Genomic DNA, 12,045 nt, shown 5'->3' on the forward strand with positions numbered 1-12,045 from the left:
CTGGCATATACAATTTAGATTGGGTGAAAGATAAACAATTAAATTGGTTAAAAAATGATTTATGAAGGAAGTCTAATCAGTATGAAGAATAACCATCATTTAGGTGGGAAAATGTAGACTAATGCTAGGGCGTGTCCTCATTTGGCTTTACACCAAATAAACATGTAAGCAATGTAAATCATAGACTGATAATTTCGTGCAAGCTTATCAAATCGGGTTGCAATCGCTCGGAAATGTTTCAATCTCGCAAACACATTTTCAACTAAATGTCTTAATTTATATAGATATTTATCAAACTCCTTATTCGATCTTTTACTATTTGATCTCATTGGAATAATGGGAATCATATCCTTGTTCTGGGCATATATTCTAATGTGCTCAGCATCATACCCCTTATCAGCAATGAGATAAGTTGCCTCGCCTACAGTATCAATCAGTTGTTTTACAACTTGACTGTCGTGGACGCCACCCCCAGTGATTTTAAAATCAATCGGTAATCCATTCGCGTCGGTTGCAAGATGTATTTTTGTTGTTCGTCCACCACGTGATTGTCCAATTGCTCTTTCGAAACCATTCCGAGCTCCACTTGCATGTTGATGCACGCGTATGTAGCTTCCGTCAATGAATACCCATTCTTGATCCAAGACGCCTCGTAATCTAAAAAAAATTTATTCCACAATCCCTTGCTTGCCCAACGATTAAAACGATTATAAGCAGTTTGCCAAGGACAAAATTCTTGAGGAATATCACGCCATGTGGCGCCTGTATGCAGTTTCCATAAGATCGCTTCCATGATATTTCTACTATTCTTTGAACGGTAGCAACCATGTAATCGCATAGTATCTTGAATTTGCTGCCAGATATCATCGGTAAGAAGAGTACGTGCCATTGAAAATATAGAAATAAAAATAACTCAAAGGAGGATTTTAAGTATTTAAAACTAATTCTTCAAATGAGGACATGCCCTAAATCAGCAGATAACAGAATTTTTTAAGTTGTCATTTACACCACTTGAAAATACAACTATATTGCATTCAAATTAGTTACAAATTACAAATAAAATGATTATCTTGATTGGAAGTCAAAAAGGTGGATGTGGTAAATCGACAATAGCCATCAACATTGCATCATATCTTGCTAAACATAACAAAGACATAGTTTTAGTTGATGCTGATCCTCAGCAAAGTTCAGCGAATTGGGTTAAAGACAGGGATAATACTGACTTACCTAAAGTGCATTGTGTACAACGCTATGGCGATATCAAAAACACTTTAAAAGACTTGGATAGTCGTTATGACTATGTTGTTGTTGATGTTGCAGGTCATGATAGTAAAGAGCTGAGAACAGCAATGCTCACAGCTCATTACCTTGTAGTACCGTTTAGACCATCTCAATTCGATCTAGATACCCTACCTCATCTCTCTGAAGTCATAGATCAAGCCAAGTCATTCAATGAAGACTTGAAACCTTTTGGCTTACTAACATTGGCACCTACAAATCCATCAGTGTCTGAAGTACAGCAAGCAAACGATTATCTCGCTGACTTCCCATTGTTCACAGCCTTGTCATCAGTAATCCATGATCGCAAGGTTTACCGTGATGTCACTGCTGAAGGCAAAGGTGTTATTGAATCCAATAATCCAAAAGCAATAGCGGAGTTTGAGGCTTTTATGGAGGAGCTTTTAGCATGATTAAGAAAAGAGAATTGGCAAAACCTTCTCCCGAAATGGAAGCCTTCATCAATGGTGCTAACGAGGAAACTACTCAAAAACTAGATTCGAAAGCACCTAGAAAATTTAAGACGCATACAATTCCAATGAACGAATATGAATATCAGTTACTCACTGAGTTGGCTGAAAAGTATGGACAAACGCATAATGGAATTATCAGATTTGCTTTGAAGAGGTTAAAAGAAGAGTGAAACTAAATAAAAATCAATTTGAAACCAATTTAGTTGTAAATTGGTTTTAATATAGGGACTGTACTAGATTCAACTTAATACAGTCCCTATAAAAATTAATGGCTAATGATGTCGAGAATTTTCTTCCATAAAATCTCAATGACTTCTTCGTGACTTATCTCATGTCTAGGATACAGGGAGCAGTCCTCCTATTATCCGACCGAGCTCCTCAATGGAGTAGGTCATTACAAATCTTGGGACAGCTCAGTAAGATTTTACTCACGGTTGCACTGCTTTTTATTGCTTGGGTGTGGTTGCTGCATTTTCCTTGGTTATGAGTATTGAAAACAACGATTGTGATGGAGATATGGGCTGTAGCTTTTGTAGTGTTGTGCGAATATTCAGGTCGTGAGGTCGATGAAGCAAGTGGCTGGATTACCTTTGTTTATTTGATTTTACACGCCTATGCAGCAGTGATTTTAGGTGTAATGCGATTATTGGTTTGGTTGTGGCAGTATGTGATTGCTTAAATGTTCTGAATGAATCCTGTCTGTATTAAGCAGCACCCCATAAATTAGTTATATATTGGTTTCTTTTTAGTTTTCAATTAGTTTCAAATAAGTTGCAATAAACAACTATTCAATCAGAGGATACTGAAATAAAAAATGCCCATAAGCACAAATGTATTCATGGGCATATCATGCTTATGGGCATTACATCATTTATGAATGACTTCGTAAACCAAACGATAGCCAATACTGCGAAGTTTGATCTTGTAGCGGTTAGGATGTCCTGACAGCTTATTTTTGGGAATACGAGGATTCTCCAAAACCTTGATCAACTTTTTCTTCAATGGTTGCTTAATGCTTGGATTCAGCTTGTTCCATTCTGCTAATGCTTCTTCTAAAAAGTCTAACTTATAGGTCATCAATATTTACTCGAACGCGTTTCTGATTCGCACGAGCATCTGCAATCTTATTCAGTTCCAATTCTTCTAGTTGCTCCATCATCGTTTCATATAGATCAGCAGGAACACAGTAAAACGCTGGTGTATTACGATTGAGGATTGCGACAGGCTCACCTTTGCCTGCCAAAACTGTATCCATCGGACTCTTTTTGAGTTCAGTAATACTTGCAGTCATTCGCGCATGGATTAGTTGAGTCATGGTTAAGCCTCTATAGAGTAGTGTTTGGCGTCTAGGTGAATTGCTACAAGTGATGCAGGAACAATAGCATACTTAAAAGCATGATTAAATGTACTTTTAAAGACTCTTACAAGAAACATAAATGAATACTAAAAGAGCAATAGATTTTTGAATGTGTAGTTGATATTCCTAATCGTTGATTCGGCTAAAGGCAACTGCCTAGATAATGCTGCAATGGAGAGCTTCTTTGGAATACTAAAATCAGAGGGTTTCTATGGTGAGGAATTTAAATCAGTTGATGAGTTGGAGCGAAAGGTGACATGTTTATAGAGAATCTTAAATAACTAATTTCAAAATCATGCGATAACTCACCATCAAAAAAGCCCATTTTTAAAATGGACTTTCTGAAAATCGCCTATGCGATAACTCGCCAACACTTGGGCTTACACGAGGTCAAAATGGATCTACAAATCGCCTATACGATAACTCACTTCAGTCAGACGAATTTTAGTGAAGTCAGAATTTCTATAAATCGCCTATGCGATAACTCACCATAACCAAGTGGCTCATTCACCTCTAGTGATTCTATAAATCGCCTATGCGATAACTCACTTCAATTGACAGGTGGTGCAATGTCAATAGGATCTATAAATCGCCTATGCGATAACTCACTTCAATTGACAGATGGTGCAATGTCAATAGGATCTATAAATCGCCTATGCGATAACTCACAACAATATTAAGAATATATAATGTGATTAATTAATAATTTACAGTTTTTTATGCAAAAAATCAAAAAAAATTTAATGAAAAAAATTTAAATATATTCAATAACTTGAATCGTGAATTAAAAAATTAGGTGATTTTATAGAACTTTACGCGAAACTTACAAAGAAATTCCTATAAGAGATGTTATGTAAACTTGGAGTATGCTCTAAAGCTACACTAAAGTGTTGATCTAAGAAAAAGTATCAATTTTTATCTACCCTTTGTAAAATTTATATCACTTAAGCGCAATCCCAATAAAATAAGCATGTACAAAATAAAAGTAGCTGTCTTTAACTGCTATTTTTGATGGTTGTTCAAATCCATTTCTTCAAGGGAACATCATTGACTCAAATTTTTATTTGCAGAAGTGTCCTATATTTTCTTTCAAATTGCGGCTAGGGTGGATATAAAAGGACCTAGCTGCTATCATTGCCCCCGAAATCCTCCAAAATAGATATCTTTCTTAATATGACACTTACGCCACCATAAGTTTATTTACCTCTTAATTCAGTAAATAACTCATCACTGTCTAGTGATGAGGTGTAGTAGCTTGTGTGTCATATATCACATCACTAGCCTTTCCTAAAATTTAAAAAAATAGGCTATTTTCATGTTATCCACTATTCGAGAACAATGGTTCTCCAATATTCGCGGGGATGTTCTTGCGGGTATTGTTGTTGCTTTGGCTCTAATTCCTGAAGCAATTGCCTTCTCCATCATTGCAGGTGTCGATCCTAAAGTCGGGCTATATGCTTCATTCTGTATTGCAGTTGTGATTGCTTTCGTAGGTGGTCGCCCTGGTATGATTTCTGCTGCAACTGGTGCAATGGCTTTATTAATGGTCACACTGGTTAAAGACCATGGTCTGCAATACTTATTAGCAGCCACAATTTTGACAGGATTTATTCAAATCCTAGCAGGTTATCTAAAATTAGGTGCTCTGATGCGGTTTGTATCAAAGTCAGTCGTGATTGGCTTTGTGAATGCCTTAGCTATTCTAATTTTTATGGCTCAATTGCCTGAACTCACCAATGTGACATGGCATGTCTATGCGATGACAGTTGGAGGTTTAGCTATTATTTATCTATTCCCTTATATCCCAGTGATAGGGAAGCTTTTACCCTCTCCTCTCATTTGTATTGTCCTCCTTACGCTCTTTGCCTTGTTCATTGGTTTAGATGTAAGAACCGTAGGCGATATGGGGCAATTACCAGATACGCTACCAATTTTCTTACTTCCTGATATTCCTTTAAATCTTGAAACTTTAGCTATTATTTTGCCTTATTCACTGGGATTAGCAGCCGTCGGTTTGCTTGAATCTATGATGACCGCAACAATTGTGGATGATTTAACCGATACCAATAGTGATAAAAACCGTGAGTGTAAAGGACAAGGTGTTGCCAATGTCGCATCTGGCTTTTTAGGCGGAATGGCAGGCTGTGCCATGATTGGTCAATCCATTATTAATGTGAAATCTGGTGGACGTACCCGTTTATCATCATTTAGTGCTGGGGTCTTCCTGTTAATTATGGTGGTGTTTATCAGTGACTGGCTCAAAGTCATTCCAATGGCTGCACTGGTTGCGGTCATGATCATGGTAGCAATCGGAACATTTAACTGGGATTCATTACGAAATATTCGCCAATATCCAGTTTCTAGCAATATCGTGATGATCGTTACAGTCGTCGTGGTCGTTGCAACACATAACTTGGCTTATGGCGTATTAGTCGGTGTACTTCTTTCTGCATTATTTTTTGCCAATAAAATTGAACGCTACATGGCAATTCAGTCCGAATTTAATGAACCTGAAAATACCCGTATTTATACGGTAACAGGTCAAGTGTTCTTCAGCTCAGCAGATAAATTTACTTCTGCATTTGATTTCAAAGAAGCACTTTCAAAAGTTGTGATTGATGTTAGCCAGGCTCACTTCTGGGATGTGTCTGCGGTCGCTGCCGTAGATAAAGTGGTCATTAAGTTTAGACGTGAAGGAACAGAAGTCGAACTTATTGGAATGAATGAAGCCAGCAAAACCTTAGTCGATAAGTTTGGTATCCATGATAAGCCAGATGCTTTAGATCGCTTAAATATCCACTAAGAGGGATGAATTATGTCAAAAATTATTGCATGTATTGATGGATCATTAGCAACAAATACCGTTTGTGATTATGCAGCTTGGTTTAGCGATAAACTTAGTTCACCGCTTAAGTTATTACATGTTATTGATAAGCCAAAAGCGAAAGCACCACAAGATTTAAGCGGTGCAATCGGCTTGGGAAGTCGAGAAACATTGCTAAATGAGTTGGTTGAACTTGAAGAGCGTAAGGGGAAGATTGAGCTAGAGCATGGCCAAATTCTTCTTCGGGAAGCAAAGAATTATCTATTGGAGAAGTTCTCTATTGATGCTCAAAGTTTTCAACGTCACGGCAGTCTTTTAGAAACAATTATGGGAATGGAAGAAGACATTCGAGTTCTTATTATGGGGAAGCATGGAACTGAAACCGAGCATGATTCCAGTAAAGTTGGAACCCATATTGAAAATGTTGTTCGTGCCCTTCATAAACCCGTATTAATAACATCTGCACCCTTTAGTCCACCTAAGTCTTTTTTAATTGCTTTTGATGGAAGTCCTACTGCACGTATTTGTGTAGACAAAATTGCAAATAGTCCTTTATTAAAAACCCTGACAGCTCATGTGGTATATGTTGGTAAGCCAAATAGTGATATGACATCTCAAGTTACTTGGGCAAAAGAGCTGCTTGCAAATAATGGTTTTAATGTAATTGATATCGTACTTGAAGGTGATGTCGATAAATCAATATTAGATTACCAAGAGAAAAACGCTATTGATATGATGGTGGTTGGTGCATATGGTCACTCAAAGATACGCCAGTTTTTTATTGGGAGTACGACGACCAAATTGTTGTCAAGCTCAATAAAACCTGTACTTTTATTGAGATGACCCTAAAGCCTTGAATAGATTTTTTATCTATTCAAGGCTTGGTATTTATAATTAGGTAGGGCGACTAAAATTATGAAAATGGAATTACTTTAACTCACCTGATATAGCTGAAGCATGAAAGTAAAAGAATTGGCTTTAAAATCATCTAAGGGAGTAGATAGCTTATTTTTCTAAAGAATTTTTAGTATCAACTTCGTGTAGATAAGCAACGATTTCATCCACTGTGGCTCTCGCTGCCCTTGAAACACCCACCAGTGTCGCTGAACCAAGTCCGGTCCATTCACCATATCCTACTAACCATAGGTTAGATTGTTTGACTGATCTGCTTCCTTCAACCAGTATCGTATTATTTTCCTCTACTATTCCAAGTGGCTTTAAATGGTCTAAAGTCGCTTTAAATCCAGTACACCAAATCACTGCATCAACCTGTTGAAAAGATCCATCTTCCCAAATCACGCCATTTTCCGTAAAAACCGAAAATGGGCGCTCACTATGTAAAACGCCTCGTGCACGTGCATCTTTGACTGAATCAATCATGACAATATCACCCAGACCGCCAACAGGCTGATCTATTGTACGGCCTTCTAATTGTGCCTTTAAACGCTCTGTCGCACGTAAAAACAGTACACGGCCATCAACATCATCTGCTAAAAATTGAGGAGGTGTTGGCGTGATCCAAAGAGTGTCTGCCACTTGGGAAACTTCAGCCAAAATTTGTGCTCCAGAATTTCCACCACCGACTATCATGACGTGCTTATCTTTAAAAAGTTCTGCATTTTGATAATGGGCGGAGTGTAATTGCAGACCTTTGAAATTTTCTTGGCCAGGGTAAGATGGGATATAAGGATGACTCCAGGTGCCCGTTGCACTGATTACAGCCTTGGCTCTCCATGTCTGTTCACCTGCATGCACACTCAATACTTCTCCTTCGCTTTTGACGTGATCAACATATACAGGACGAATAATCGGAAAGTGGTAACGCTGCTCATATTGCTGCAAGTATTCAATAACTTCTTTCTTGGTCGGATACGTTTGTTCTGTATTCGGCATAACCCAACCAGGTAAGGAACTCCAGCTATTCGGTGAAAACAGACGCAAAGAATTCCAAGCATGTAACCAGGCTCCACCTGCTTGATTTTGATCATCTAAAATAATAAATGGTATTTTTTTTCGCTTTAAAAAATAAGCTGTAGATAAAGCTGCCTGTCCACCACCGATAATGATGACATCAGTTTCCGTCTGTTTCTGATTCAAAGCCTTTTCCCCTTTTATTTTTTCTTTAATATAAAAACCCAATCCTGAAGACTGGGCTTTTACAATATTCACTATATTTTTATGACAACATCAAAATCAACTTAAACTATCAAGATATTTTTCAGCATCTAATGCAGCCATACAACCAGAGCCTGCTGAAGTAATCGCTTGGCGATAAACTGAATCAGCCACATCACCGGCAGCGAATACACCTGGCACTGAAGTAGCAGTGGCATTCCCCGCTGTTCCGCTTTGGATCTGAATATAGCCATCACGTAACTCAAGTTGCGCTGAAAACATCTCAGTATTTGGTTTGTGACCAATTGCCACGAATAAACCCTGTACCTCAATATCTTGCTTTGATCCATCTACAGTGGATTTTAAACGCACTCCAGTTACTCCGGTGTTATCGCCTAACACTTCATCCACTTGATTGTTCCAAAGAATGCTAATTTTGCCATCTTTCTGTTTTGCAAAAAGATGGTCTTGTAGAATTTTTTCAGAACGCAATGAAGCTCGGCGATGCACTAAAGTCACGTGAGCTGTAATATTAGACAGGTAAAGCGCCTCTTCAACCGCAGTGTTACCACCGCCTACAACCATCACCTTCTGGTTCTTATAGAAGAAACCGTCACAAGTTGCACAGGCACTTACACCTTGCCCCATGAATTTAGCTTCAGACTCAAGACCTAAGTATTGTGCCGTTGCACCTGTGGCAATAATCAGGGCATCACAGGTGAATTCTTCCATATCGCCTTTCAGCACGAATGGACGAACGCTTAAATCCACTTCACTGATATGGTCATAGACGATTTCGGTACCAAAACGTTCCGTATGCGCTTGCATACGTTCCATGAGTGCAGGGCCTGTTAAACCTTCTGGATCACCCGGCCAGTTATCGACTTCAGTGGTCGTGGTTAATTGACCACCGAGTTGTAAGCCTGCAATTAAAGTAGGTTTAAGATTAGCCCGTGCTGCATATACCGCAGCGCTGTAACCCGCGGGACCTGAGCCAAGAATGATTAATTTAGAATGTCTCTTTTGCATTTAAGATCACCTGGCAGTTTACAAACTGCGCTGATTGACACGTTTAGATAATTCTTCAGCTGATTCCTTACGTTCTGAATAACGATCTGTCAGGTATTTGCTTTGTCCACGAGTCAGTAGGGTGAACTTAAATAACTCTTCCATCACATCCACAATCCGGTCATAGAAAGCCGAAGGTTTCATTCGTCCATCTTCTTCAAACTCCAAAAAAGCTTTTGGAACTGAAGACTGATTTGGAATGGTGATCATCCGCATCCACCGCCCCAAAATACGCATCTGGTTCAGGCTGTTAAATGACTGTGATCCGCCACTGACTTGCATCAAGGCAAGAGTTTTACCTTGGGTTGCACGGATTGCCCCTCCTGCCAGTGGAATCCAGTCGATTTGAGATTTAAAGATTGAACTCATAGAACCATGGCGTTCAGGTGAACACCAGACCATGCCTTCTGACCATGCTAAAAGCTCATGCAGTTCTTTTACTTTGGGATGCTCAGTATCCGCATCTTCTGGTAAAGGAAGCCCTTTAGGATGAAAGATTTTTATTTCCGCCCCAAAATGCTCAAGGATTCGACCGGCTTCAAGAACTGCAAGGCGACTGTAAGAACGTTCTCGATTAGAGCCATACAGCAGCAAAATTCGCGGAGGATGAGCAAGTTCTTTGGCTTGAACTTTTTCAAAGGTGGGTTGCTCAAGAAGATTTAGATCTACATTTGGGAGATTCATAGAGTTAGGCCTCTTTAAAAACTTTCTTTCTCAGCCAGAGTGAAACACTCACCAAGGCAATCAACACAGGAACTTCGACCAGTGGGCCAATAATCGTGGTAAAAGCAACAGGCGAAGCGATACCAAAAGTTGCAATCGCTACTGCAAGTGATAATTCAAAATTATTCCCCGCTGCGGTAAATGCAATTGCTGTGGTCTTAGGATAGTCATTGCCCATCCATTTACTCATAAAGAAGCTGATGAAGAACATTAAAACGAAATAAATGGTTAAAGGAATCGCGATGCGTAAAACTTCAAGCGGAAGACTCACGACATCACCGCCTTTTAGGCTAAACATGGCCAGAATGGTGAACAGCAAAGCCATTAAACTCAGCGGACTGATTTTCGGAATGAACTTGGTTTCATACCATTCCACGCCTTTCTGTTTCACCAAAATCCATCGCGTTAAGAAACCTAATAAGAACGGAATACCAAGATAAACCAGAACAGCATGGGTGATGGTCCAGAAATCGACATTAATGACCTGCGAAGCGACACCAAAATAGGGTGGAAGGAAGGTCAGGAATAACCAGGCATAGGTACTGAAAAATAGAATCTGGAAGATGCTGTTAAAGGCAACTAATGCTGCAACATATTGATTATCACCACACGCCAAGCCATTCCACACCAGAACCATGGCAATACATCGAGCAAGACCGATCAGGATGACACCGGTCATATATTCTGGATAACTATGTAAAAATATGATTGCCAGGGCAAACATGAGTACTGGCGCGATCAGCCAGTTTTGTACTAAGGATAAAGTAAGGGTTTTCTTATCCTTAAACACTTGTGGCAAAGTCGCATAGTTCACTTTTGCCAGTGGTGGATACATCATTAGAATAAGACCAATCGCGATTGGAATATTCACTGAATCAATGCTTAATTTATCGAGTGCGACAGAAGCCTGAGGAAAGAAGTTTCCGATGGCAATGCCTAAGGCCATGGCAATAAAAATCCATAGCGTCAGGTTGCGATCTAAAAAAGATAAGCGTTTTTCAGACATTTCACTTACTCAACGTTCGAAATTTGATTAATTGCTGCAATCAATTCTGAGCGAGATAGTTTATCTACATTAAGTTTAAATAAAGCATCTAAGCGACGATTGATATGTTCAACAGTGCTCATAAAGGCTTTCATTTTTTCTTCTTTATTCACGTCTAAGTGTGAAGGATCAGCCAAGCCCCAATGTGCCTTGATTGCTCCACCCAAATAAAGTGGACATGCTTCTTGAGCAGCAGAATCACATACTGTGATCACAACATCAGGTTGATATTGTTCACAATCATTAATCGTTTTACTCCATAAACCTTCGGTAGATAATCTTAAGTTTTCAAGGGTTTCTAAAGTTAGCGGGTGAACTTGACCTGAAGGCTTACTCCCAGCGCTATAGGCTTTCCAACCTTCTGGTGCTCGGCTATTAAACAAAACTTCAGACAAAATGCTACGGCAGCTATTTCCAGTACATAAAAATAAAAATTTCATTGAATTACTCACAATAACTATTTACAGAAAGGGGGTGTTGATCATCCAGCTTTGATTGAGATTGAACCGTCTTCAAAATATCTAAAATTTCATAACACCAGTTGGCCAATTTTGGATTGATACTGTAGTAAACCCATTGGCCTTGTCTGCGATCTTGAAGTAGCCCTGAAGCACGTAAAAGGGCTAAATGTCTTGAAATTTTAGGTTGACTGAGTTGTAGTTTTTCAGTCAAATCACATACACATAATTCTTTATTTTCAACAATTAATGTCACTATATTGAGACGTGTTTCATCTGATAAGCATTTAAAAAAATTAACTTGATCCATATAAGTCTCCTTCACATTCTTTCCATTCAAGAGATGAGAAAGTGCTATTTAATTCTTAGGCCATTTTCATCAATAATTTTTTCACCATCTTCTTTGCTAAATGCGCCTTTCTGAGGAAACGGGAGAATATCCAAAACAACTTCAGAAGGACGACACAAACGTGTACCTAAATCCGTAACAACGAATGGGCGGTTAATCAAAATAGGATGTTGAAGCATAAAATTTAAAAGCTGTTCATCAGACCAATCTTCCCGAACAATTTCTAAATCAGAATATGGAGGTACATTTTTACGAATTGCTTCTCTAACACTTAAACCGGCACTGTTGCAAATAACCACGAATGGTAAGCTGAAGACTGTTTTAGCTAAAGGTGCAGCATATGAATCCTTTCCAT

The 12,045-nt window shown here is 38.8% G+C and carries 14 protein-coding genes, 2 pseudogenes and 1 CRISPR repeat array; of the genes and pseudogenes, 6 read left to right on the top strand and 10 right to left on the bottom strand.

Annotation, left to right across the window (positions count from 1 at the left end; translation table 11 throughout):
- Nucleotides 1-137 precede the first annotated feature (137 nt).
- A protein-coding gene (locus MTX11_RS15635) for an IS5 family transposase (RefSeq protein ID WP_243475541.1) occupies nt 138-889 on the bottom strand; the annotation gives its coding sequence in 2 pieces (ribosomal slippage) (nt 138-655 and nt 655-889; 753 coding nt in all).
- A 172-nt stretch (nt 890-1,061) separates the two neighbouring features.
- On the opposite strand from MTX11_RS15635, the gene MTX11_RS15640 reads away from it, so the two are divergent.
- From MTX11_RS15640 to MTX11_RS15650, 3 genes are all read left to right on the top strand, one after another.
- Nucleotides 1,062-1,691 carry an AAA family ATPase gene (locus MTX11_RS15640; protein ID WP_004282040.1) on the top strand — a complete coding sequence of 210 codons (630 nt, stop codon included), beginning with the start codon at nt 1,062-1,064 and terminating at the stop codon, nt 1,689-1,691.
- A complete protein-coding gene (locus tag MTX11_RS15645) occupies nt 1,688-1,921 on the top strand; it encodes a hypothetical protein (protein ID WP_004282041.1) in 234 nt (77 codons plus the stop codon). Before MTX11_RS15640 ends, MTX11_RS15645 begins: the two co-directional genes overlap by 4 nt.
- 320 nt (nt 1,922-2,241) lie before the next feature.
- Complete coding sequence (locus MTX11_RS15650; RefSeq protein WP_004282042.1) at nt 2,242-2,430, top strand: hypothetical protein; 189 nt, start codon at nt 2,242-2,244, stop codon at nt 2,428-2,430.
- A 197-nt stretch (nt 2,431-2,627) separates the two neighbouring features.
- Here the strand turns inward: MTX11_RS15650 and MTX11_RS15655 are convergent.
- A pseudogene (locus MTX11_RS15655) lies at nt 2,628-2,828 on the bottom strand (type II toxin-antitoxin system RelE family toxin); the annotation flags it as partial.
- On the bottom strand, nt 2,818-3,066 hold the full coding sequence (locus tag MTX11_RS15660; protein ID WP_004282044.1) for a type II toxin-antitoxin system Phd/YefM family antitoxin: 249 nt from the start codon (nt 3,064-3,066) through the stop codon (nt 2,818-2,820). The gene MTX11_RS15660 and the pseudogene MTX11_RS15655, both read right to left, overlap by 11 nt.
- A gap of 180 nt (nt 3,067-3,246) precedes the next feature.
- Here MTX11_RS15660 and MTX11_RS15665 point away from each other — a divergent pair.
- From MTX11_RS15665 to MTX11_RS15675, 3 genes and pseudogenes are all read left to right on the top strand, one after another.
- A pseudogene (locus MTX11_RS15665) lies at nt 3,247-3,351 on the top strand (IS3 family transposase); the annotation flags it as partial.
- A 96-nt stretch (nt 3,352-3,447) separates the two neighbouring features.
- Nucleotides 3,448-3,777: a CRISPR direct-repeat array (repeat unit 29 nt; unit sequence TTCTATAAATCGCCTATGCGATAACTCAC).
- Between the two features lie 646 nt (nt 3,778-4,423).
- Nucleotides 4,424-5,911: a SulP family inorganic anion transporter gene (locus MTX11_RS15670; protein ID WP_243475542.1), complete on the top strand. Its 1,488-nt coding sequence runs from the start codon at nt 4,424-4,426 to the stop codon at nt 5,909-5,911.
- 12 nt (nt 5,912-5,923) lie between these two features.
- A complete protein-coding gene (locus MTX11_RS15675; RefSeq protein ID WP_004726781.1) occupies nt 5,924-6,775 on the top strand; it encodes a universal stress protein in 852 nt (283 codons plus the stop codon).
- Nucleotides 6,776-6,937: 162 nt separating this feature from the next.
- Here the strand turns inward: MTX11_RS15675 and MTX11_RS15680 are convergent, their stop codons facing one another.
- The 7 genes from MTX11_RS15680 to MTX11_RS15710 all read right to left on the bottom strand — a co-directional run.
- Complete coding sequence (locus tag MTX11_RS15680; protein WP_431605722.1) at nt 6,938-8,029, bottom strand: ArsO family NAD(P)H-dependent flavin-containing monooxygenase; 1,092 nt, start codon at nt 8,027-8,029, stop codon at nt 6,938-6,940.
- 96 nt (nt 8,030-8,125) lie between these two features.
- Nucleotides 8,126-9,076, bottom strand: a complete 951-nt coding sequence (gene trxB / locus MTX11_RS15685; protein WP_243475544.1) for a thioredoxin-disulfide reductase — start codon at nt 9,074-9,076, stop codon at nt 8,126-8,128.
- 18 nt (nt 9,077-9,094) lie between these two features.
- The gene (arsH, locus tag MTX11_RS15690; protein ID WP_004644739.1) at nt 9,095-9,799 is read right to left on the bottom strand and encodes an arsenical resistance protein ArsH; all 705 of its coding nucleotides are present in this window, start codon (nt 9,797-9,799) and stop codon (nt 9,095-9,097) included.
- A 4-nt stretch (nt 9,800-9,803) separates the two neighbouring features.
- Nucleotides 9,804-10,844 carry an ACR3 family arsenite efflux transporter gene (gene arsB / locus MTX11_RS15695; protein WP_004644740.1) on the bottom strand — a complete coding sequence of 347 codons (1,041 nt, stop codon included), beginning with the start codon at nt 10,842-10,844 and terminating at the stop codon, nt 9,804-9,806.
- A 5-nt stretch (nt 10,845-10,849) separates the two neighbouring features.
- The gene (locus MTX11_RS15700) at nt 10,850-11,323 is read right to left on the bottom strand and encodes an arsenate reductase ArsC (RefSeq protein WP_005220137.1); all 474 of its coding nucleotides are present in this window, start codon (nt 11,321-11,323) and stop codon (nt 10,850-10,852) included.
- A gap of 4 nt (nt 11,324-11,327) precedes the next feature.
- Nucleotides 11,328-11,651 (bottom strand): metalloregulator ArsR/SmtB family transcription factor, encoded by a 324-nt coding sequence (locus tag MTX11_RS15705; RefSeq protein ID WP_004644742.1) that lies wholly within the window; start codon nt 11,649-11,651, stop codon nt 11,328-11,330.
- 44 nt (nt 11,652-11,695) lie between these two features.
- On the bottom strand, nt 11,696-12,045 hold a 350-nt coding region (locus tag MTX11_RS15710), incomplete at its 5' end, for an ArsC/Spx/MgsR family protein (RefSeq protein ID WP_243475545.1).

It is taken from the genome of Acinetobacter lwoffii, assembly GCF_022809915.1.
GTDB lineage: Bacteria > Pseudomonadota > Gammaproteobacteria > Pseudomonadales > Moraxellaceae > Acinetobacter > Acinetobacter lwoffii_M.